Source organism: Kitasatospora albolonga (assembly GCF_039535905.1).
In the GTDB taxonomy this organism is placed as follows: Bacteria; Actinomycetota; Actinomycetes; order Streptomycetales; family Streptomycetaceae; genus Kitasatospora; species Kitasatospora albolonga.
In genome coordinates this window covers 65,262-88,286 of sequence record NZ_BAAAYB010000089.1, presented here as the reverse complement: position 1 = coordinate 88,286, position 23,025 = coordinate 65,262, and the positions used below count along the sequence as shown (strand labels likewise).

At 73.4% G+C, this 23,025-nt stretch carries 15 protein-coding genes and 1 pseudogene; 14 read left to right on the top strand and 2 right to left on the bottom strand.

The features are described from left to right. Positions 1-78: 78 nt before the first annotated feature. Positions 79-1,707, top strand: coding sequence for a chaperonin GroEL (groL, locus tag ABD946_RS22045; RefSeq protein WP_345286165.1), 1,629 nt, complete (start codon positions 79-81; stop codon positions 1,705-1,707). 267 nt (positions 1,708-1,974) lie between these two features. Continuing rightward, positions 1,975-2,976, top strand: a complete 1,002-nt coding sequence (locus ABD946_RS22040) for a LysR family transcriptional regulator (protein WP_345286163.1) — start codon at positions 1,975-1,977, stop codon at positions 2,974-2,976. A 69-nt stretch (positions 2,977-3,045) separates the two neighbouring features. On the opposite strand, the gene ABD946_RS22035 is transcribed toward ABD946_RS22040, so the two are convergent. After that, a complete protein-coding gene (locus tag ABD946_RS22035; RefSeq protein WP_345286160.1) occupies positions 3,046-3,372 on the bottom strand; it encodes a WhiB family transcriptional regulator in 327 nt (108 codons plus the stop codon). Between the two features lie 537 nt (positions 3,373-3,909). On the opposite strand from ABD946_RS22035, the gene ABD946_RS22030 reads away from it, so the two are divergent. The 5 genes from ABD946_RS22030 (at position 3,910) to ABD946_RS22010 (ending at position 10,496) form a co-directional block, all read left to right on the top strand. Continuing rightward, positions 3,910-4,521, top strand: coding sequence for a response regulator transcription factor (locus ABD946_RS22030; protein WP_014136228.1), 612 nt, complete (start codon positions 3,910-3,912; stop codon positions 4,519-4,521). A gap of 188 nt (positions 4,522-4,709) precedes the next feature. Next, positions 4,710-5,360, top strand: coding sequence for an RNA polymerase sigma factor ShbA (gene shbA, locus ABD946_RS22025; RefSeq protein ID WP_345286158.1), 651 nt, complete (start codon positions 4,710-4,712; stop codon positions 5,358-5,360). 265 nt (positions 5,361-5,625) lie between these two features. Continuing rightward, on the top strand, positions 5,626-7,128 hold the full coding sequence (gene guaB / locus ABD946_RS22020) for an IMP dehydrogenase (protein ID WP_345286156.1): 1,503 nt from the start codon (positions 5,626-5,628) through the stop codon (positions 7,126-7,128). 280 nt (positions 7,129-7,408) lie between these two features. After that, positions 7,409-8,530 (top strand): GuaB3 family IMP dehydrogenase-related protein, encoded by a 1,122-nt coding sequence (locus tag ABD946_RS22015; RefSeq protein ID WP_345286154.1) that lies wholly within the window; start codon positions 7,409-7,411, stop codon positions 8,528-8,530. Positions 8,531-8,837: 307 nt separating this feature from the next. Then, a complete protein-coding gene (locus tag ABD946_RS22010; protein ID WP_345286152.1) occupies positions 8,838-10,496 on the top strand; it encodes a serine/threonine-protein kinase in 1,659 nt (552 codons plus the stop codon). A gap of 7 nt (positions 10,497-10,503) precedes the next feature. Here ABD946_RS22010 and ABD946_RS22005 read toward each other — a convergent pair whose 3' ends face one another. Beyond that, positions 10,504-11,946: a phytoene desaturase family protein gene (locus ABD946_RS22005; RefSeq protein WP_345286149.1), complete on the bottom strand. Its 1,443-nt coding sequence runs from the start codon at positions 11,944-11,946 to the stop codon at positions 10,504-10,506. A gap of 795 nt (positions 11,947-12,741) precedes the next feature. On the opposite strand from ABD946_RS22005, the gene ABD946_RS22000 reads away from it, so the two are divergent. The 7 genes and pseudogenes from ABD946_RS22000 to ABD946_RS21970 form a co-directional block, all read left to right on the top strand. Next, positions 12,742-13,227 (top strand): protein kinase family protein, encoded by a 486-nt coding sequence (locus ABD946_RS22000; protein ID WP_345286147.1) that lies wholly within the window; start codon positions 12,742-12,744, stop codon positions 13,225-13,227. An 80-nt stretch (positions 13,228-13,307) separates the two neighbouring features. Then, on the top strand, positions 13,308-14,858 hold the full coding sequence (locus ABD946_RS21995) for a serine/threonine-protein kinase (RefSeq protein WP_425558679.1): 1,551 nt from the start codon (positions 13,308-13,310) through the stop codon (positions 14,856-14,858). A 74-nt stretch (positions 14,859-14,932) separates the two neighbouring features. Continuing rightward, complete coding sequence (locus ABD946_RS21990; protein ID WP_345286143.1) at positions 14,933-16,552, top strand: succinic semialdehyde dehydrogenase; 1,620 nt, start codon at positions 14,933-14,935, stop codon at positions 16,550-16,552. A 36-nt stretch (positions 16,553-16,588) separates the two neighbouring features. Further along, positions 16,589-18,355 (top strand): GMC oxidoreductase, encoded by a 1,767-nt coding sequence (locus ABD946_RS21985; protein WP_345286141.1) that lies wholly within the window; start codon positions 16,589-16,591, stop codon positions 18,353-18,355. Positions 18,356-18,433: 78 nt separating this feature from the next. Continuing rightward, a complete protein-coding gene (locus ABD946_RS21980) occupies positions 18,434-19,936 on the top strand; it encodes a hypothetical protein (protein WP_345286139.1) in 1,503 nt (500 codons plus the stop codon). Positions 19,937-20,720: 784 nt separating this feature from the next. Beyond that, positions 20,721-22,316, top strand: a complete 1,596-nt coding sequence (gene guaA / locus ABD946_RS21975; protein ID WP_345286137.1) for a glutamine-hydrolyzing GMP synthase — start codon at positions 20,721-20,723, stop codon at positions 22,314-22,316. A gap of 163 nt (positions 22,317-22,479) precedes the next feature. Continuing rightward, a pseudogene (locus ABD946_RS21970) lies at positions 22,480-23,007 on the top strand (DoxX family membrane protein); the annotation flags it as partial. Between the last annotated feature and the right edge of the window lie 18 nt (positions 23,008-23,025).

Genomic DNA, 23,025 nt, shown 5'->3' with positions numbered 1-23,025 from the left:
GGTCACGTGTCGTCAGACAGCGGCCGGGGCGCGGTTGTTGGCTCCCGCAGTCAGTAGATCCCCAGAGGAAACGGAACCATGGCGAAGATCCTGCAGTTCGACGAGGACGCCCGCCGCTCGCTCGAGCGCGGTGTCAACAAGCTGGCCGACACGGTGAAGGTGACCATCGGCCCCAAGGGCCGCAACGTCGTCATCGACAAGAAGTTCGGCGCGCCGACCATCACCAACGACGGCGTCACCATCGCCCGTGAGGTCGAGCTGGATGACCCGTACGAGAACCTCGGCGCCCAGCTGGTCAAGGAGGTGGCCACCAAGACCAACGACGTCGCGGGTGACGGCACCACCACCGCCACCGTGCTGGCCCAGGCCCTGGTCAACGAGGGTCTGCGCAACGTCGCCGCCGGCGCCGGCCCGGCCGCCCTGAAGAAGGGCATCGACAAGGCCGTCGCCGCCGTCTCCGAGCACCTGCTCTCCATCGCCCGCGAGATCGAGGGCAAGGAGGACGTGGCCGCCGTCGCGTCCCTGTCCGCCCAGGACCAGCAGGTCGGCGACCTGATCGCCGAGGCGATCGACAAGGTCGGCAAGGACGGCGTCATCACCGTCGAGGAGTCGAACACCTTCGGCGTGGAGCTGGACTTCACCGAGGGCATGCAGTTCGACAAGGGCTACCTGTCGCCGTACTTCGTCACCGACGCGGAGCGTCAGGAGGCGGTCCTCGAGGACCCGTACATCCTGATCAACCAGGGCAAGATCTCCTCCATCCAGGAGCTGCTCCCGCTGCTGGAGAAGATCCTGCAGGGCGGTGCCTCCAAGCCGCTGCTGATCATCGCCGAGGACGTGGACGGCGAGGCGCTCTCCACCCTGGTCGTCAACAAGATCCGCGGCACCTTCAACGCCGTCGCGGTGAAGGCCCCCGGCTTCGGCGACCGCCGCAAGGCGATCCTCGGCGACCTGGCCACCCTGACCGGTGCCACCGTCATCTCCGAGGAGGTCGGCCTCAAGCTCGACCAGGCCGGTCTGGACGTGCTGGGCACCGCCCGCCGCGTCACCATCACCAAGGACGACACCACGGTCGTCGACGGCGCCGGTGACTCGGACGCCGTCGCGGGCCGCGTCGCCCAGATCAAGGCCGAGATCGCCAACACCGACTCGGACTGGGACCGCGAGAAGCTGCAGGAGCGCCTGGCCAAGCTGGCCGGCGGCGTCTGCGTGATCAAGGTCGGCGCCGCCACCGAGGTCGAGCTCAAGGAGCGCAAGCACCGTCTGGAGGACGCCATCTCCGCGACCCGCGCCGCGGTCGAGGAGGGCATCGTCGCCGGTGGTGGCGCCTCGCTGGTGCACGCCGCCAAGGTCCTGGAGGACGGCCTCGGCCTCTCCGGCGACGAGGCGACCGGTGTCGCCGTCGTCCGCAAGGCGCTCGCCGAGCCGCTGCGCTGGATCGCCCAGAACGCCGGCCTCGAGGGCTACGTCATCACCTCGAAGGTCGCCGAGCTGGAGGCCGGCCAGGGCTACAACGCCGCCACCGGCGAGTACGGCGACCTGGTGAAGGCCGGCGTCATCGACCCGGTCAAGGTCACCCGCTCCGCCCTGGAGAACGCCGCCTCCATCGCCTCGCTGCTCCTCACCACCGAGACCCTCGTGGTGGAGAAGCCGGCCGACGAGGAGCCGGCCGGCCACAGCCACGGCGGCCACGGCCACTCCCACTGACGCACCGTCAGCCCGACCGGAGGCCCGGTTCCCCTGCGGGGGAGCCGGGCCTCCGGCGTGTGGAGAACCTTCGGGAGGTGGTCATGCCAGGGGCGCGAGGAACTGCGCGCGGGGGTACGGCAGCGCGTGCAACTGGCTGACGTGCCCCGATCCCACACTGGTCCGCCTTCCGCTTCGCACAGTTCCTCGCGCCCCCGAAGGCGTAGCCACCTTCGCTGAGCCCTGGCGAGTTGGGCGTTTGCCCAAAGGATCGCTTATAACGGAGTCATGATCGAGGCCCGCCACCTGCGCGTCCTGCGCGCCGTCGCCCGCACCGGTTCGTTCTCCGCCGCCGCCCGGGAGCTCGGCTGTACCCAGCCGGCCGTCAGCCAGCAGATGAAGGCGCTGGAGAAGTCGGTGGACACCCCGTTGGTGGTGCGCTCCGGCAAGGGGATGCAGCTGAGCGAGGCCGGCCAGGTGCTGCTGAAGCACGCGAACGGGATCCTCTCGGGCCTGTCGGCCGCCGAGGAGGAGGTCGCCGCGATCGCCGGGCTGCGGGCCGGGCGGGTGCGGCTGGTGTCGTTCCCGACCGCGAGTTCCACCCTGGTGCCGCCCGCCGTCGCCCGTCTGCGGGGCGCCCGTCCGGGGGTGCGCGTGTCGTTGGTGGAGGCGGAGCCGCCGGAGTCGCTGGCGATGCTGCGCGGGGGCGAGTGCGAGGTGGCGCTGGCGTTCCGGTACCCGGACTCGCAGGGGGTGACCACGGTGCCGGCGCCGCACGTGACGGCGCGTCAGGCGCGGGCCGAGGCGACCCTGGAGGCGGCCGCCAGCCAGGCGGCGAGCGACTGGTCGGACCTGGTGGTGCGGCCGCTGCTGGACGACCCGCTGGTGGGCCTGCTCCCGGCGGGGCACCCGCTGGCGGACCGGGACGAGAGCAGGCCGGTGGAGCTGGTGGAGCTGGCGGGGGAGCAGTGGATCGCCGGCTGCCCGCAGTGCCGGGGGCACCTGGTGGGGCTCTGTGCGGACGCGGGCTTCGAGCCGCTGATCGACTTCGCCACCGACGACTACCCGGCGGTGGTCGGTCTGGTGGCGGCCGGGCTCGGGGTCGCGGTGCTGCCGGGGCTGGCGCTGGAGGCGGCCCGGCACGAGGGCGTCGCGGCGGTGCCGGTGCGGGCCGCCTCGGGAGCACCGGCGGTGCGTCAGGTGGTCGCGCTGACGCTGCCGGACCTGGCCGGGGTGCCGGCCGTCGCGCTCATGCTGGACCAGCTGGCCGGGGCGGCCGCCGCGCGCTGAAGGCGTGGTGCTGTGGAGGACCCGGGCGAAAAAACGTTTCTGCGGTTACGGCGAAGGAGTGACGCGCCGTCAGCGCCTGATGGTGGCGGGCATGGTGAGCGGCACCTCGACCAGCCGGTTGCGCGAACGACCCATCAGTTCCTCGCGCTCGTCCTCGGTCAGGCCGCCCCAGACGCCGTAGGGCTCGCGGACCGCCATCGCGTGCGCCGCGCACTGGGCCCGTACCGGGCAGCGCATGCAGACCTCCTTGGCGCTGGCCTCGCGCGAGCTGCGGGCCGCTCCGCGCTCGCCCTCCGGGTGGAAGAAGAGCGAGCTGTCCACGCCGCGGCAGGCGGCGGAGAGCTGCCAGTCCCAGAGGTCCGCGTTCGGGCCGGGGAGGCGGGAGAAGTCGGCCATGGCACTTGTTCCCTTCATGGACTGCTGGCGAGGGTCTCGGTCCGTCCGGCGAGCTTGCTCTGAGCCGATATGGACACCTGGAAATATGACTTACGGCAACCACTGGGACAAGTCACTCACAGCGGTGCACAACAGTCAATGACCCCACAGAAGCTATAAAAACGGACAAATGGGGGCATGAGGTTTGGCGTGTGTCGGCGTGCCGATCGGGTGGCTCCGGGCGCGCGGAGGGTCGTTCGTCGGCGCCGGTGGTGCGCGGCAAGCGCGTGAGCAGCACGAAAGTGCGGCGTGTGCACCGCGATGCGGCTGATCGGTAACGGGTCGGCCACGTACAGTGGTGGAGATGGCCCTGAAGGCCGTAACTCATTCGAGTGACGGTCGTTGGAAGTGCGGAGGCGGTTAGCGGGCGCTGGGCGCCGGGAACGATCGCGGGAGACCGCGAGCGACCGGAGTCCCTCGCCATTCGGCCGTGTCGGAGAGATTCGTACCAGCCAGGAGGCTCAACGTGACGCGGATCAGCTGCGGAGGACGACGGTCATGACATCCGTACTCGTCTGCGACGATTCCCCGCTCGCCCGGGAGGCGCTTCGCCGCGCGGTGGCGACGGTGCCCGGGGTGGACCGGGTGACCACGGCGACGAACGGTGAGGAGGTCCTCCGCCGCTGGGTGGCCGACCGCTCCGATCTCGTCCTGATGGATGTCCGGATGCCCGGCCTGGGCGGGGTGGAGACGGTCCGCCGGCTGCTCTCGGCCGACCCGGGCGCGCGCATCATCATGCTCACCGTGGCCGAGGACCTGGACGGGGTCGCGCTCGCGGTCGCCGCCGGGGCCCGCGGCTACCTGCACAAGGACGCCTCGCGCGCCGAGCTGCGGGCCACCGTCACCCAGGCGCTGGCCGACCCGACCTGGCGGCTGGCCCCGCGCCGGCTGCGCAGCCCGGACATGGGCGCCGCACCGACCCTGACGGCCCGTGAGATCCAGGTCCTGGAGGGCATGAGCCACGGGCGGAGCAACGCGGAGATCGGCCGCGAGCTCTTCCTCTCCGAGGACACCGTGAAGACGCACGCCAGGCGCCTGTTCAAGAAGCTCGGCGCCTCGGACCGCGCGCACGCGGTGGCGCTCGGCTTCCGCTGGGGCCTGGTCCGCTGACCGGCCCGCACCGGTCACCGCTCGCTCAGACGTATGACGTCACGGTCCCGAGGCTGCACCATGGAGCAGTGGAGCACCTCGGGGACCAGCGGGCGGAGGCGGGGGCGGTGGGGGAGACGCATAACGTTCCGATGCACAACTCCGGAGGCGGTGCCGCGTTTTCCGTGCCGACCAGGCACCATGGACCGATGCGCGACGACGACGCTCCTCCGGCCGGTGGCCCACCCGGCGCCCCGGCCGAGGCACCGGCCGTCGCGGCGTCGGCGGTCGAGCTGGGCGAACTGGTCGCCGCGGCGGTCCGCGGCGAGGGCCCGGCCATCGAGGCCCTGCTGGCGTACGTCCACCCGCTGGCGCTCCGCTACTGCCGGGGCAGGCTGCTCCGGCTTCCCGGCGGGGCCCGGCACCACGTGGACGACGTGGCCCAGGAGGTCTGCGTCGCGGTGCTCTGCGCGCTCCCCCGGTACAAGGACGAGGGGCGTCCCTTCGAGGCCTTCGTCTACGGGATCGCCGCGCACAAGGTGGCCGACCTCCAGCGGGCCGCGATGCGCGGCCCCGGGTCGACGGTGATCCCGCCGGACGACCTGCCGGAGCTGCCGGACGACGCGCTGGGCCCCGAGGAGCGGGCGCTGCTCAGCAGCGACGCGGCCTGGGCCAAGGAGCTGCTCTCCAATCTGCCGGCCCGCCAGCGCGAGCTGGTGCTGCTGCGGGTCGCCGCCGGGCTCTCGGCGGAGGAGACCGGGGAGGTGCTCGGGATGTCGCCGGGCGCCGTCCGGGTGGCGCAGCACCGGGCGCTCAGCCGGCTGCGGGCGTTGGCCGAGCTGGCCGAGGAGAGCTCGTAGCGGCTGCCGGAAGGGATTCGGCCCGGGCGGTGTTGTCAAGGGGGCGCGAGTTCGGCATACGGGTTGCCAGTACCATGGGGTATCGGCGCCTGGGCAGGTCGCCAAAGTTTCGCGGGTGTGGGCGAGGTTCCCTCGGAGGTTCCTCCAAGACCTCGGGTGTGCTTGGCGGTCCTGAGCTAGTGCCGGTTCGAGAGCAGCGTGCTCCCCCGGACCCTCAGCGGGGAGCGCGGGATCAGACGACGGCCGCCATGGAAGGTCCCCACTCATGTCCTACAACGCCGCAGGCGTACCCGAGAAGTTCGCGATGCTCGGACTCACCTACGACGACGTCCTGCTGCTGCCCGGGGCCTCCGAGGTGATGCCGAACCAGGTGGACACCTCCTCCCGCGTCTCCCGCAACGTCCGGGTGAACATCCCCCTGCTCTCCGCCGCGATGGACAAGGTCACCGAGTCCCGGATGGCGATCGCGATGGCCCGCCAGGGCGGCGTCGGCGTGCTGCACCGCAACCTCTCGGTCGAGGACCAGGTGAACCAGGTCGACCTGGTGAAGCGCTCCGAGTCCGGCATGGTCACCGACCCGATCACGGTCGGCCCGGAGACCACGCTCGCCGAGGCGGACGCGCTCTGCGCGAAGTTCCGCATCTCCGGCGTGCCGATCGCGGACGAGACGGGCAAGCTGCTCGGCATCGTCACCAACCGGGACATGGCCTTCGAGTCGGACCGCAGCCGCAAGGTCCGCGAGATCATGACCCCGATGCCGCTGATCACCGGCAAGGTCGGCATCAGCGGGACGGACGCGATGGCGCTGCTCCGCCGCCACAAGATCGAGAAGCTGCCGCTGGTCGACGACGAGGGCCGGATCAAGGGCCTGATCACGGTCAAGGACTTCGTCAAGGCCGAGCAGTACCCGAACGCCGCCAAGGACGCCGAGGGCCGGCTGCTGGTCGGCGCGGCCGTCGGCGCCTCGGCCGAGGCCTTCGACCGGGCGCAGGCGCTGGTCGGCGCGGGCGTGGACTTCCTGGTGGTCGACACCTCGCACGGGCACAGCCACAACGCGCTGTCCTGGATCTCGAAGATCAAGTCGGCGGTGGGCGTCGACGTGGTCGGCGGCAACGTCGCCACCCGGGACGGCGCCCAGGCGCTGATCGACGCGGGCGTGGACGGCGTCAAGGTCGGCGTCGGGCCGGGCTCGATCTGCACCACCCGCGTGGTGGCCGGCATCGGCGTGCCGCAGGTGACGGCGATCTACGAGGCGGCGCTGGCCTGTCAGGCGGCCGGGGTGCCGGTGATCGGTGACGGCGGCCTGCAGTACTCCGGCGACATCGGCAAGGCGCTGGCCGCCGGTGCCGACACCGTGATGCTCGGCTCGCTGCTGGCCGGCTGCGAGGAGTCGCCGGGCGAGCTGCTCTTCATCAACGGCAAGCAGTTCAAGTCGTACCGCGGCATGGGCTCGCTGGGTGCGATGCAGTCGCGCGGCCAGGCGAAGTCCTTCTCCAAGGACCGCTACTTCCAGGCCGACGTGTCCTCGGACGAGAAGCTGATCGCCGAGGGCATCGAGGGTCAGGTGCCGTACCGCGGGCCGCTCTCCGCCGTGCTGTTCCAGCTGGTCGGCGGTCTGCGGCAGACCATGGGCTACGTCGGCGCGGCCACCGTCGCCGAGATGGAGTCCAAGGGCCGCTTCGTCCGGATCACCTCGGCGGGCCTCAAGGAGAGCCACCCGCACGACATCCAGATGACCGTCGAGGCGCCGAACTACCACGGCCGCTGAGACTGACCGCTGACGCTGACGCGCGCCCAGGGGCGCGGGGAACTGCGCGCAGGGGAACGGCAGCACCGGCAACTGGCTCTCGGAGCCCGGGTTGCAGGTGGGTTGCCTTCCGACTCGCGCAGTTCCTCGCGCCCCTTGGCGTGTGCCCTGCCGGGTGCGCCCGCATATCGAGCAGAGTCTCGCGCCCCTCGGCGTCCGCCCCGGCGGACACTTGCGCGCCCGCGCGGCGCGGTGCGGGATACTGGGGCGACCAGCAAAGCATGTGCAGGAAGGGCTCGAAGTGACTGAGATCGAGATCGGGCGAGGCAAGCGCGGCCGGCGGGCGTACTCCTTCGACGACATCGCCGTCGTCCCCAGCCGTCGTACGCGGGACCCGAAGGAGGTCTCGATCGCTTGGCAGATCGACGCCTACCGGTTCGAGCTGCCGTTCCTGGCGGCGCCGATGGACAGCGTGGTCTCGCCCGCGCAGGCGATCGCCATCGGTGAGCTGGGTGGTCTCGGGGTGCTGAACCTGGAGGGTCTGTGGACCCGGTACGAGGACCCGCAGCCGCTGCTGGACGAGATCGCGACGATCACCGACGAGGCCGCGGCGACCCGTCGGCTCCAGGAGGTCTACGCGGAGCCGATCAAGGCGGAGCTGATCAAGGAGCGGATCAAGCAGGTCCGTGACTCGGGCGTGGTGACCGCCGCGGCGCTGTCGCCGCAGCGGACCGCCGAGTTCTCCAAGGCCGTGGTGGACGCGGGCGTGGACGTGTTCGTGATCCGTGGGACGACCGTCTCGGCGGAGCACGTCTCGGGTGCGGCCGAGCCGCTGAACCTGAAGCAGTTCATCTACGAGCTGGACGTGCCGGTGATCGTCGGTGGCTGCGCCACCTACACCGCCGCGCTGCACCTGATGCGGACCGGCGCGGCCGGCGTGCTGGTGGGCTTCGGCGGCGGCGCCGCGCACACCACCCGGAACGTGCTGGGCATCCAGGTGCCGATGGCGACCGCGGTGGCGGACGTGGCGGCGGCCCGCCGTGACTACATGGACGAGTCGGGCGGCCGGTACGTGCACGTGATCGCCGACGGTGGCGTGGGCTACAGCGGCGACCTGGCGAAGGCGATCGCCTGCGGCGCCGACGCGGTGATGATCGGTGCGGCGCTGGCGCGGGCCACCGACGCCCCGGGCAAGGGCTTCCACTGGGGCATGGAGGCGGTGCACGAGGAGCTGCCGCGCGGCAAGCGCGTCGACCTGGGCACCGTGGGCACCACGGCGGAGATCCTCTCCGGCCCGTCGCACACCCCGGACGGCACCATGAACCTGTTCGGTGCGCTGCGCCGGGCGATGGCCACCACCGGGTACTCGGAGCTCAAGGAGTTCCAGCGCGTCGAGGTGACGGTCAACCCGGCCCAGCGCTGACGGTCCGTCAAGACGGAAGGCCCCCGCTCCCTTCGGAGCGGGGGCCTTCCGCTTGCCCGTGGCGAGCCACCGGGTGGAGTCGGAGCCGGGACGGGAGCACCGGCCGGGCCGGGGCGGTGATCAGGGTGTGCCTCTCCCGGGGTGGTGGTGTGAACGACCGCGGACGGCGGCAGTGCGTGGCCGGAGCGGAACGGCGGTTTCCGGCCACGGGTCGGGTACGAACGCGGTTGTGGCCGGGGGTGGCTGACAGGGAGTCGGGTGGACGCGAGATGATGGGGGCTTGGCTGCCGGACGCTGGGGGACATCGATGACCGAGACCGACGGACGTCTGCTGGGGCGGCGGTACCGGTTGACCGGTGTGCTCGGCCGCGGCGGCATGGGGACGGTCTGGCGGGCCGAGGACGAGATGCTCGGCCGGGTGGTCGCGGTCAAGGAACTGCGGATGCAGGAGGGCGTGGACGAGGCCGACCGCCACCGGCTGATCGCCCGTACGCTGCGGGAGGCCAAGGCCACCGCGCGGATCCGGCACGCGGCGGCGGTGACCGTCTTCGACGTGGTCGAGGAGGACGGCCGGCCGTGGATCGTGATGGAGCTGGTCGGCGGCCGTTCGCTGGCCGAGGTGATCAAGGAGGACGGGCCGCTGGCTCCGGCCCGGGCCGCCGAGATCGCCCTGGAGGTGCTCGGGGTCCTGTGCGAGGCGCACGAGTTGGGCATCCTGCACCGGGACGTGAAGCCCTCCAACGTGCTGGTCGACGACGACGGCCGGGTGGTGCTCACCGACTTCGGGATCGCCAGCGTCGAGGGTGACACCTCGATCACCTCGACCGGGATGCTGGTCGGGGCCCCCTCGTACATATCCCCGGAGCGGGCCAAGGGGCAGAAGCCCGGGCCGCCGGCCGACCTCTGGTCGCTGGGCGGCACGCTGTACGCGATGACCGAGGGCAAGCCGCCGTACGACCGGGGTTCGGCGCTGGCCACCCTGACGGCGGTGATGACCGAGGACCTGGAGCCTCCGGTGAACGCCGGGCCGCTGCTGCGGCCGGTGATCGAGGGGCTGCTGGAAAAGGACCCGGCCACCCGGATGGACGCCGGCCGGGCCCGGGCCATGCTGCGCCGGGTGGCGGCCGAGGCCACCACCCGGGCCGAGGCCACCACGGTGGTGGCCGCGGCGGCCGTCCCGTCGGCGGCCCCGGGGGCCCCGGTGGCCCCGGCGGGAGGGGACGCGGCGCGCAGGCGGTGGCTGCTGGTCGCGGCGGCCGTCGCGCTGGTGGTGGCGCTGGTGGTCGGGGCGGTGCTCTGGCCGAAGGGGGACGGGGACGAGGGGAAGCCGACCGGAGCGGCGGCCCCGGTGGGCAGCGGGCAGGTGACGCCCTCGCCGACGCCGCCCGCCCAGGGGCAGGACCAGCAGCAGAGCCCGGCGCCGACCTCGACCGTGACGGCCACGGCCACGGTGACGGCCACCGCGACGCAGACCCAGACGCAGACGCAGCCGGGCCAGACCCCGGCCGCGCAGACGCCGCCGGCGGCCCCGGCCGGGTACCAGAGCCAGCGGGGCACGCAGGGCTTCGCGGTGTCGGTGCCGGACGCGCTCAAGCCGCAGCCGGCGAGCAAGACCCAGCAGGCGTACCGGGGCAACGGCGTCAGCCTGATCATCGACTGGACGACCACGCCCGGGCCGAGCGCGCTGAAGGACTGGGAGGAGGCGGACGCCGCGGGCCCGGCGAACTTCCGCGGGTACCAGAGCCTCGGCACCCGTCCGGCGCCCTTCCGCGGCTGGACCAACTCGGCGGACTGGGAGTGGACGTACGACAAGGACGGCGTCCGCATGCACGCGCTCAACCGGGGCTTCGTGACCGGGAAGTACGGCTACGCGATCTACTGGATCGCCCCGGACGCGGTCTGGAACTCGCCGGAGCAGGTGCAGGCCCGTCAGGCCTCGTTCGACTCCTTCCAGCCCGCTCCCTGAGCGGGCGTCAGCGGGCGGGTGAGAGCCCGGGCGCGGTGCGGACGCCGAACTCGCGGCGCAGCGCCGAGCGGGCCGCCAGGTAGCCGGACATGCCGTGCACGCCGGGCCCCGGCGGGGTGGAGGCCGAGCAGAGGTAGACGCCCTTGAACGGGGTGCGGTGCGGGTCCCAGGCGGGGACGGGGCGGAACAGGGCCTGACGGAGGGTCATGGCGCCCGCCGCGATGTCGCCGCCGACGTAGTTGGGGTTGTACGCCTCCAGGGCGGCGGCGCTGACCGAGCGGCGGTCCACCACCGTCTCCGCGAAACCGGGGGCGTACTGCTCGATCCGGGCGGTGACCGCGTCGGCCGGGTCGGTGCGGTCGCCGTGCGGGACGTGGGCGTAGGCCCAGAGCGGGCGGTGGCCGTCGGCGGCGACCCGGGAGCGGTCGGCGGCCGACGGGTCCACCACGAGGACGAACGGGGCGTCACCGGGGAACCCCTTGGCGACCAGGCTCTCCTGCGCGAAGACCTGCTGCTGGGTGCCGCCCAGGTGGACGGTGCCGGCCCGGCCGACCAGCGGATCGGCCCACGGGACCGGGCCGTTGACGAGGAAGTCCACCTTGGCGGCGCCGGGGCCGTGGCGGAACCGGGTGAGGGCGCGGCGGTAGGCGGGGGGCATCAGCGGGCCGGCCACGCGGAGGAACTCCTTGGGGCCGAGGTCGAGCAGGACGGCGCGGGCGCCCCGGAGTTCGCGCAGGTCGTCCAGGCGGGCCCCGGTGGTGACGGTGCCGCCGTGTGCGGTGAGGTCGTCGGTCATCGCCGCGGCGATGCGGGCGCTGCCGCCGCGGGGCACCGGCCAGCCGCCCGCGGTGTGGGCGAGGTGGCCGAGCAGCAGGGCGACGGAGGCGGAGGACGGCGTGGGCATCGGACCGACCACGTGGGCGGCCACGCCCGAGAGCAGGGCGGCGGCCTCGGGGCGGCGGAACCGGTGGGCCGCGAGCGGGGTGCCGTGGGCGAGCAGGCCGCGGGCCAGCAGGAGCGGGGCGGCCAGGTCGGCGGGGAAGGTGCGCTGGCCGGACATCACGAAGTCGACCAGGCCCTGACTGTGCCTCAGCAGGGGCTCCATCAGGGCGCGCCAGCGGGGGCCGTCCTCGGGGCCGAGGTGCTCGCAGGTGGCGTCGAGGCGGCGGTGGGCCAGGGCGGCGCGGGTGGGGGTGACGGGGTGGGCGTAGCTGATCTCCGGGGTGAGGAGTTCGACGCCGCGGGCGGGGAGGTCGAAGGCGCGGAAGAAGGGGGAGGCGGTGGCCATCGGGTGGACCGCCGCACAGATGTCGTGGACGACGTCGGGGCGGAAGAGCGGTTCCGTGCGCAGGCCCCCGCCGGGGGTGTCGGCGGCTTCGCGGACCTCGACCCGGAGGCCGGCGCGGGCCAGGGTGAGGGCGGCGGCGAGGCCGTTCGGTCCGCTTCCCACGACGACGACTTCGGCTACCACTGGGTGACACCCCTTCCGGTACGGGACGAGCATAGGCGCGGGGCTCGTGGCCACGCCGGGGGCGCGGGGAACTGCGCGCGGGGGGAACGGCAGCGCGTGCAACTGGCTCGCCTGCCCCGATCTCACGGTGGGCCGCCTTCCGCACTCGCGCAGTTCCTCGCGCCCCTGGCCTCACCACGTTCGACGTGCGGGCGCGTACGCTGGCGTTCGAGGGAGGACACATGCACGCCCCGGGGGATGTGGTCGGTGGGCGGTACCGGGTGACGGGCCGTCCGATGGGTGGTGCCCTGGCGGGGGTGCTGGGGGACGAGCCGGTCCGGTTGACGGGGATCGCGCTGCCGGAGGTGCTGGACCAGGAGGACTGGGACCGGCCGCAGCCCTGGGAGGGGTTGGCGGTGCGGGTGGCGGGGGAGCTGGCCGGGGCGCCGGTCGGGCCGCGGCTGCTGCGCGGTTTCGAGGCCTTCGTGGAGGGGCGCCGGCTCTGGGTGGCGGAGGAGGCTCCGCCGGGGAGCGTGCTCGCGGAGTTGACGGAGCGTCCGTGGTCGCCGTACCGGGTGGCGGAGCTGGCGGCGGACCTGGCCCGGGCGCTGGCGGAGCTGCACCGCGGCGGGGTGGTGCACGGGAACGTGGCGCCGGAGTCGGTGCTGGTCTGCGAGGACGGCGCGGCGATGCTCGGCGGGCTGCTGCTGGGGGCGGTGCAGGAGGCGTACTGCCGGGAGCTCGGCGGGGTGGTGGAGCGCCGGGTGTACGAGACCAGGGCGGTGCTGCTGGGGGGTGCGGGCGGAGCGCTGGGCGCCGTACGGCGGGGCGGCCGGGGACGCCTGGGCGCTGGGGGTGCTGATGCACCGTCTGCTGACCGGGCGGGCGCCGTACCCGGAGCGGGACCTGGGCGAGCTGCTGGCGGCGGTGCGGGACGGGCGGCACGAGCCGCTGGACGGCTGCGGGCCGTTGGCCGGGGTGGTCGGCGGGCTGCTGGCCGGGCGGCTGACGGTGGGCCAGTTGCGGTCCTGGCTGGCCGCGTTCCTGGTCGGGGCGCCGGAGCCGTACGACCCGGGCCGGGTGGCGGAGGTGCTGCCGGTCGTGCGCCGGCCGGGGGTGGTGACGGCCCGTCGGCGGGGGCCGGTGGAGCGCAGGCGGGCGGGGGCGGTGGAGCGGCGGCCGTCGAGGGTGTCGCCCGCGGTGCTGGGGTCGCTGTTGGTGGGCGGGGTGCTGGTGCTGATGCTGGCGGCGGTGGCGGCGGTGGCCGCGTTCGCGGGCTGATCTAACCTGTGCAGGTACGGAATTCGAACACCTGGGTACGGGGGGGAGCAGTCGCTGTGGACGGGCAGGACGGCCAGCGGCTGCTGGCGGGGAGATACCGGCTCGGTGAGCGGCTCGGCCGGGGCGGCATGGGGACCGTCTGGCGGGCCAGTGACGAGATGCTGGACCGCGAGGTGGCGGTCAAGGAGCTGACGGTCAGCCACCTTCCGGAGGAGGACCTGGAGATCCTCCAGTCCCGGATGAAGCGGGAGGCCCGCGCGGCCGCCCGGATCAAGCACCCGGGCGTGATCACCATCCACGACGTGCTGGAGCAGGACGGCCGGCCGTGGATCGTGATGGAGCTGGTGGACGGCCGTTCGCTGGCCGACGTGATCAGCCAGGACGGGACGCTGTCGCCGCGGGAGGCGGCCGAGGTCGGCTGCCAGGTGCTGGCCGCGCTGCACCGGGGGCACCAACTCGGGGTGCTGCACCGGGACGTGAAGCCGGCGAACGTGCTGCTGGAGCACGGCACCGGCCGGGTGGTGCTGCTGGACTTCGGCATCGCCACCTTCGAGGGCTCCACCGAACTGACCCGCCCCGGAGACCTGGTGGGCTCGCCGGACTACCTGGCCCCGGAGCGGGCCCAGGGCGAGCGGCCGGGCCCGGCCTCCGACCTGTGGGGGCTGGGCGCGACGCTGTACGCGGCGGTGGAGGGCGACTCGCCGTTCCGCCGGACCTCGCCGATCACCACGCTGGCCGCCGTGGTCGGCGACCCGCTGCCGGAGCCCCGCCGGGCCGGGGCGCTGGGGCCGGTGCTGGCCGCGCTGATGACCAAGGACCCGGCGGAGCGCCCGAACGCGGACCAGGCGATGCGGATGCTGGCCGAGGTGCGGTCCGGGCACACCCTGGCGATCAAGCCGCAGGGGCAGGAGCGGCCGCAGGCCCAGCCCACCCAGAACGTGCCGGTGGTGGACCGGGCCGAGACGGTGGAGCCGGAGACGGCCCCCGTCGAGCCGGTCACCGTCCCGGTGGCGCCGCAGCCGACGGTGGCGGCGGCTCCCGAGCCGAGGCGGCGCTGGCCCCGGCTGCTGCTGGCCGGGGTGCTGGTGGCGGTGCTGGCCGGGGCCGGCACGTACGCGATGACCACGGACCGGGGCGGCGGCGAGTCCGGAACGGCCGCGCCGACCGCCCCGGTCACCCCGGGTGCGCCGGCGCCCAAGGGCTTCCGCTGGACCGACGACCCGGTCGGCTTCCGCTTCCTGCTGCCCACCACGGGCACCTGGGAGCGGACGGTGGAGAACAACCAGATCTACTACTCGCCGGACAAGCGCAACCGCTACCTCCAGTTCGCCGTGACGGTCGGTCAGCCGCTGACGCCGATGGCGCACTTCAAGGAGATGGAGGCCACGGTCTCCAAGAGCCTCAAGGAGTACAAGCGGGTCGCCTTCGACGAGGTGGACGTGCACGGGCAGGAGGGCGCGGTCTGGGAGTTCAGCTACCTGGGCAAGGACGGCCGCCGGCACGCCCGCGAGGTGGAGTTCCGGGACGACAAGGGCACCTCGTACGCGATCTACGTCTCGTACCCCGACGCCGAGTGGACCGACGGGCAGCGCCTCTACACGACGGTGCTCAACGGTTTCGGTACGCCCTGACACGCCGACCCCCTCCGGGTGTTTTCTGTTACCGGCGGGTACACAAGCGGGGGCGCAGGCCCTAGGCTGCGCCCATGACGGACACCACGGCAGCCCGACAGACCACCGGACGCAACCCCGCGGCCCCCGGCTCGGCCCGCACCGTCGCCTCGGCGGTGCCGGCCGCGCTGGTCGCCCGGCTGGCCAAGGGCGTCACCGCCACCGGCGAGCCCGACCTGGTGCACACCACCGCCCCGCTCACCGGTGAGCGCCTCGCCACCCTGCCGCGCTCCACCCCGGCCGACGTCGAGGTGGCCTACCAGCTGGCCCGGCGGGCCCAGAAGACCTGGGCCGCGCTGCCGGTGCGGCACCGGCAGGGCGTGCTGCTGCGCTTCCACGACCTGCTGCTGAAGCGCCAGGACGAGGTGCTCGACCTCATCCAGGCGGAGACCGGCAAGGCCAGGCTGCACGCCTTCGAGGAGGTGCTGGCCGCCGCGCTGGCCGCCCGTCACTACGGCCGCAAGACCGCCTCGTACCTGCGCGACCGCCGTCGCGGCGGGGCCGTGCCGGTGCTCACCCACACCGTGGAGGCCCGCCGCCCCAAGGGCGTGGTCGGCCAGATCTCGCCGTGGAACTACCCGCTGGAGCTCTCCGTCGGCGACGCGCTGCCCGCCTTCGCGGCCGGCAACGCGGTGGTCAACAAGCCGGACACCCAGACCGCGCTGACCGCCCTGTGGGCCCGTGAGCTGCTGATCGAGGCCGGGCTGCCCGCCGACCTCTGGCAGATCGTCATCGGCGACGGCCCGGTGGTCGGCCCCGAGGTGGTCGCGCACGCCGACTACGTCTCCTTCACCGGCTCCACCCGCACCGGCCGCGACGTGGCCCAGCGGGCCGCCGCCCGGCTGATCGGCGCCTCGCTCGAACTCGGCGGCAAGAACGCCCTGCTGGTGCTGGAGGACGCCGACCTGGACAAGGCGGCCGAGGGCGCCGTACGGGCCTGCTTCTCCTCCGCCGGGCAGCTCTGCATCTCCATCGAGCGGCTCTACGTGCACCGCGCGGTGGCCGAGGAGTTCCTCGCCCGCTTCACCGCCCGGACGGCCGCGCTGCGCCTCGGCGGTGGCCTGGCCTACGGCGCCGACATGGGCTCGCTGGTCTCCGAGCGCCAGCTGGAGGTCGTCACCCGGCACGTGGAGGAGGCCGTCAAGGCCGGCGCCACGGTGCTGACCGGCGGTCAGGCCCGCCCCGACCTCGGCCCGCTGTTCTACGAGCCGACCGTGCTGGACGGGGTCACCCGGGAGATGGCGGTCTGCGCGGAGGAGACCTTCGGCCCGGTGGTCTCGGTCTACCGCTTCGACACCGAGGACGAGGCGGTCGAGGCCGCCAACTCCACGCCGTACGGCCTGAACTCCAGCGTCTGGACCAGGGACGCCCGGCGCGGCCGGGCGGTCGCGGCCCGGCTGCACACCGGCACCGTCAACGTGAACGAGGCGTACGCCGCCGCCTACGGCTCGGTCTCCGCGCCGATGGGCGGCATGGGCGACTCCGGCCTGGGCCGCCGGCACGGCTCGGACGGCATCCTGCGCTACACCGAGGCGCAGACCATCTCCACCCAGCGGGTGATGCCGCTCGGCCCGTCCTTCGGGCTCAGCGACGAGAAGTTCGCCGCGCTGTTCACCTCCAGCCTGAAGGCGCTGAAGGCGCTCCGCTTCAAGTAAGCAACTGGTGCTCGCTTCCCGGGAGTTGTGGGTCTCATGACGGATGGTGGTTTCGACTACGACGTGGTCGTGGTCGGGTCGGGCTTCGGCGGGTCGGTCTCGGCGCTGCGGCTGACCGAGAAGGGCTACAAGGTCGCGGTGCTGGAGGCCGGCCGGCGGTTCGGCCGGGACGAGCTGCCGAAGACCTCCTGGGACACCAGGAACTACCTCTGGGCCCCCGCGCTCGGGCTCTACGGCATCCAGCGGATCCACCTGCTGGCCAACGTGCTGATCCTGGCCGGCGCCGGGGTCGGCGGCGGCTCGCTGAACTACGCCAACACCCTGTACGTGCCGCCGGAGCCGTTCTTCCGGGACCGTCAGTGGGCCCACATCACCGACTGGCAGGAGGAGTTGGCGCCCTTCTACGACCAGGCCAAGCGGATGCTCGGGGTCCGCGAGAACCCCACCATGACCCCCTCCGACGTCCACCTCAAGGACGCCGCCGAGCGGATGGGCGTCGCGGACACCTTCCACATGGCCCCGGTCGGCGTCTTCTTCGGCGACGGCAAGGACGGCGAGGGGGAGGCGAAGGCCGCCCCCGGGGCCGAGGTCGAGGACCCGTACTTCGGCGGGGCAGGGCCCCGGCGGCGGGCCTGCACCGAGTGCGGGGAGTGCATGACCGGCTGCCGGCACGGCGCCAAGAACATGCTCACCGAGAACTACCTCTACCTGGCCGAGCGCAACGGCGCCGAGATCCACCCGCTCACCACCGTGGAGCGGCTGCGGCCGCACGGCGAGGGCTTCGCGGTGGACGTCCGGCGCACCAACTCCCGGTCCAAGGACCGGGTCGCGGCCGGGGCCCGGACCATCACCGCCGCCCGGGTGGTGGTGGCGGCCGGGACGTACGGCACCCAGAACCTGCTGCACCGGATGCGCGACCGGGGCTTCCTGCCCGGCCTCTCGGCCAAGCTGGGCGAGCTGACCCGGACCAACTCCGAGGCGCTGGTGGGGGCTTCGACCACCGACCGGCGCTACGGCGAGCGCGTGGACTTCACCAAGGGGGTGGCGATCACCTCCTCCATCCACCCGGACGCCAACACCCACATCGAGCCGGTCCGCTACGGCAAGGGCTCCAACGCGATGGGTGCCCTCTCGGTGCAGCAGGTCAGCGGCGCCGGGCGCGGCCCGCGCTGGCTGCGCTACGCGGTCACCGCCGCCCGGCACCCGTGGATCTTCGCGCTCTCGATGAACCAGCACCGCTGGTCCGAGAAGACCATCATCGGCCTGGTGATGCAGTCGCTGGACAACTCGATCACCGTCTCGCTGAAGAAGGACGGCCTCGGCAAGGGCAAGCTGACCTCCCGTCAGGGCCACGGCGCGCCCAACCCCACCTGGATCCCGGCCGCCGAGCAGGGCGCCAACGCGCTGGCCGCCTCGATCAACGGCTTCGCCGGGAGCTCGGTCGGCGAGATCTTCGACATCCCGATGACGGCGCACTTCCTCGGCGGCTGCCCGATCTCTGACCGGCCCGAGGACGGCGTGGTGGACCCGTACCACCGGCTCTTCGGCCACCCCGGGATCAGCGTGGTCGACGGCTCGGCGGTCTCCGCCAACCTCGGGGTCAACCCCTCGCTCACCATCACCGCGCAGGCCGAGCGGGCCATGTCGATGTGGCCGAACAAGGGCGAGGCCGACCCCCGCCCGGAGCAGGGCGAGGCGTACCGCCGGGTGGCCGCGGTGGCCCCCGCCGCGCCCGCGGTGCCCAAGGGCGCCTTCGGCGAGCTGCTGCTGCCGGTGCCGGAGGTGCCGAAGAAGCGCTCGTGAGCGAACCGGGTGTGCGGAGCCCGGTTGACACCCCGTCAGCGCCGGTGGGATAAACGCCCCTCGAAGAGGGGGGACGAGATGGCGATCTGCACGACCTGCGGGGCGGCCTCGGCGGTGGGGGCGGCGCACTGCGCCGCCTGCGGGGCCGCCTTCACGGCGGTCCGACCGGGCCCGGAGCCGGCGGCCGGACCGGCGATCGGCGAGGTGGAGTTCGAGGGCGGCCACGCCGGCGGCCCCGAGGACGGGCCGCGGCCCTGGGGCGGCGGCCGGGTGGTGGCGCCCCGGCGGTGGAGCCGGGTGCTCGACCTGGTGGCCGACCCGGACTGGCTGCCCGCGCTGAAGGTGGTGGCCGCGCCGACCGCCCTGCTGCTGCTCGCCGGGCTGCTGCTCGCCTTCGGCCTGGACGACCTGGGCTGGGTGGGGCCGGGCGGAGCGGACTTCGCGTCCCGGTACGGCGTCGGCCTGGCCGCCGCCCTGACCGCCTTCGGCGGGCCGCTGAGCTCGGCCAGCAGCAACCGGACGGAGCTCTACGGCACCGAGACCGCGCTGACGCTCCAGGTGCTGCCGATGACCGTCACGCTGCTCTGGGCGCTGCTGTTCGGCTTCGGGCTGCGCCGGTGGGCCGGGCCGGCGGTCCGGCACGCGGTCCGTGCGGTGCTGCTCGCGGTGCTGACCGGCGGGCTGCTCGCACTGTTCTCCGGGGTCGACCAGATCCGGACCACGAGCGAGGGCACCCGCGACTACACCGAGCACGTCGTGCTGACGGCCGGTCAGGCCGGGCCGCTGCTCGGCACCGCCGTGCTGGCCGCACTGGTGGCGGCCTGGACCGGCCGGGGCGCCCCGGCGCTGCGCGAGCGGGCCCCGCTCTGGTGGGCCGCCGTGGTGGCGGCCGCCCGGGGCGCGGGCCTGACGGTGGGTCTGTCGGCGCTGGCGGCCCTGGTGGTGCTCGCGGTGGTCGCGCCCTGGAAGGCGACCCTGGCCGGGCTGCTGGCGCTGCCCAACCTCGGCCTCGCCCTGCTCGGCTTCGGTGCCGGGGCAGGGCTCCACCTGGAGTCCTCCGGCCGGGACGAGAGCGGGGCGGCACAGAACTGGACCGACCGGACCGTCTCGCTCGTCGACCTGGAGGGCTGGCCGGAGTCCTGGCGGCTGGCCGTCCTGCTGGTGCCGGCCGTCCTGGCGCTGCTCACCTGGTCGGTGCGCCGGCTGGAGCGGCCCGTCCGGCTGCGGGCGGCCGCCCTGCTCTGGCCGCTCTTCACCGCGCTGACCGCAGTGGCCGGGGCCGGCTACGCGATGGACGTCCGGATGCCCTCCTACGGCCGGGGCGCCGAGGTGCACACGCTCGCCAACGAGTCCGCGGCCGGGATGGGGCTGCTCCCGCTGCTGACGGTCCATCTGCTGCTGGTGGCGCTCGGCGTGCTGGCCGTACCCGAGCTGCTCGACCGCCTCGGCGGGCGCGACCGTCCGGCCCGGGTGGAGGAGCCGGACCCGGAGGCGTACGACCCGGCCGGTCTGGAGCTGACCGCCTCCTCCGGGTACCTGCCGCCGCAGGGCGGCGAGGTGCTGGACTTCGGGAAGCGCTGAGCGGGCGGGCGTGCGGCCCGGCCGCCCGGCCCGGAACGGGCAAAGGGCCCCGCGGGGGAACGGGGCCCTTTGTCGTTCAGCACACGGCGTCAGGGCGGCGCCGGTGCTGGGTGACGGCGCCGGGGGATGAGCGCCGTCTCGGAGAGATGGTCATGGGTGCGGAGCGGTCGGCCATGACGGAGCGTGATCATCCGGCTGGTGTCAGGGCGACCTCCACATCCAGCATCGTGCTGGACGGAGCCCCGGCTCTGCAACCGGTTCGACGCAGTTCGGTACAGTCCGGCGCGTACTTCCGGGGGCGGGCGTACCCTGTCCGACCGTTCGGAGACGGTCGAACGCCGCTGAATACCGACCCGTTGGTCGACTACTGTCCGTAGTACTGGCACGCCGGGACGGGCGTGCGGAGGTACGGCGGCCGTCCCCGGCGTCCCGGGAGTCGCCCGCCGCACCTCCTTCACCGTTTTCAGTCGTGCCCGACCCGGCTGTCCCCTGCCGGCCCGGCCACTCCCACCCGCGCACGGTCCCACGGCGGGCCGGTCCGTTCGGGAGCGGCGGCGCCACGTGCGCCGGTGGACTGAAGAGAGATCCACGCGCATGGTTCGGTGTCCGCGCCGTCCGGCCCGCCCCTGGCCGGGGCGGCCCGCGCGGTGCGGTCGATGGGTGCAACGATCCTGCCGTGACGCCGGTCACGGCCCGCCGCCCCGGCAAGCGGGTGAAACGGCGCGCGGTGGGTGCCCGGTAGAATCGGCGGCGACACCCCCACATCGCTGCCGGAAGGCCGTCTGTGTCCTCTGCTACTCCCGACCTGTCCGCCGCCGAGCTCGACACCGTGCTGGTCGTCGACTTCGGCGCCCAGTACGCCCAGCTCATCGCCCGTCGGGTGCGTGAGGCCCGGGTCTACAGCGAGATCGTGCCGTCCACCATGCCGGTGGCCGAGATGCTCGCCAAGAACCCGAAGGCGATCATCCTCTCCGGCGGCCCGTCCTCGGTCTACGAGGAGGGTGCGCCCCGCCTGGACCGCGCGATCTTCGAGGCCGGCGTCCCGGTCTTCGGCATGTGCTACGGCTTCCAGCTGATGGCCATCACCCTCGGCGGCACCGTGGACAACTCCGGTGCCCGCGAGTACGGCCGCACCCCGCTGCACGTCTCCAAGTCCGGCTCCACCCTCTTCGAGGGCACCCCGGCCGAGCAGTCGGTGTGGATGTCGCACGGCGACGCCTGCTCCGCCGCCCCCGAGGGCTTCTCCGTCACCGCCTCCACCGACGTGGTGCCGGTCGCGGCCTTCGAGGACGACGAGCGCAAGCTCTACGGCGTCCAGTACCACCCCGAGGTGCTGCACTCGACCCACGGTCAGCAGATCCTGGAGCACTTCCTCTACCGCGGTGCGGGCATCGCCCCGACCTGGACCACCACCAACGTGGTGGAGGAGCAGGTCAACGCGATCCGCGAGCAGGTCGGCACCAAGCGCGCCATCTGCGGTCTCTCCGGCGGCGTGGACTCGGCCGTCGCGGCCGCGCTGGTGCAGCGGGCCATCGGCTCCCAGCTCACCTGCGTGTACGTGGACCACGGTCTGATGCGCAAGGGCGAGACCGAGCAGGTCGAGAAGGACTTCGTCGCCGCCACCGGCATCCAGCTCAAGGTGGTCGACGCCCAGGAGCGCTTCCTGACCGCGCTGGCCGGGGTCACCGACCCCGAGGAGAAGCGCAAGATCATCGGCCGGGAGTTCATCCGGGTCTTCGAGCAGGCCCAGGCCGAGATCATCGCCGAGGCGGGTGAGCACGGCGAGGAGGTCGAGTTCCTCGTCCAGGGCACCCTCTACCCGGACGTGGTCGAGTCCGGCGGCGGCACCGGCACCGCGAACATCAAGTCGCACCACAACGTCGGCGGCCTCCCCGAGGACCTGCAGTTCAAGCTCATCGAGCCGCTGCGCCAGCTGTTCAAGGACGAGGTCCGGATGGTCGGCCAGGAGCTCGGCCTGCCGGAGGAGATCGTCCAGCGGCAGCCGTTCCCGGGCCCGGGCCTGGGCATCCGGATCGTCGGCGAGGTCACCAAGGAGCGCCTGGACCTGCTCCGCGACGCGGACGCCATCGCCCGCGAGGAGCTCACCAAGGCCGGCCTGGACCGCGAGATCTGGCAGTGCCCCGTGGTGCTGCTGGCCGACGTCCGCTCGGTCGGCGTGCAGGGCGACGGCCGCACCTACGGCCACCCGATCGTGCTCCGTCCGGTCTCCTCCGAGGACGCCATGACGGCCGACTGGTCGCGCCTGCCGTACGAGACCCTGGCCCGGATCTCCACCCGGATCACCAACGAGGTCAAGGACGTCAACCGCGTGGTCCTGGACTGCACCAGCAAGCCGCCGGGCACCATCGAGTGGGAGTGACCGCTCCCCGCAGCTGAACGGCCGCGCCGCCGTCCCCGACCGCATCGGGGGCGGCGGCGCGGTCGTTTCCACCGGGGGCCGTGCCCCCGAATCGGCTCGGTAGCGGGCAGAATCGGACCGGACCCGTCAGGAGTTGACGGGCCGTGAGCGAAGGGTGTCGGCGATGGCGGTGGGGCTGAGCGGGCCGGAACGTCCTGGCAGAGCCGAACGGGCAGCCCAGCGGCGCGAGTTGGCCACCCGGTACGCACTGCTGCCGCTCCGGCTGTTCCTCGGGGTGACCTTCGTCTACGCCGCCCTGGACAAGCTGGCCGACCCGCACTACCTGGCCGGGGCGGCGGACGCCGCCTCCTTCGTCGCGCAGACCACCGCCGCCAAGGCGAACAGCCCGATCGGCTGGGCGCTCGGCCCGGCCCTCGACGCGCCCACCTTCTCCGCGCTGGCCATCGCCTTCGGCGAGCTGGCGGTCGGCCTCGGCACCCTCTTCGGCCTCTGGGGGCGGCTGGCCGCGGCCGGTGGCGCGGCGCTCAGCCTCAGCCTCTGGCTCACCGTCAGCTGGAACACCTCCCCGTACTACTACGGCAACGACCTGGCCTACCTGATGGCCTGGACCCCGCTGCTGCTGGCCGGCACCCCCCACCTCTCGGTGGACGGCTACCTGGCCGCCCGCGCGGGGCGGGACCGGCGCCGGGGCCTGACGGAGGACCAGGTC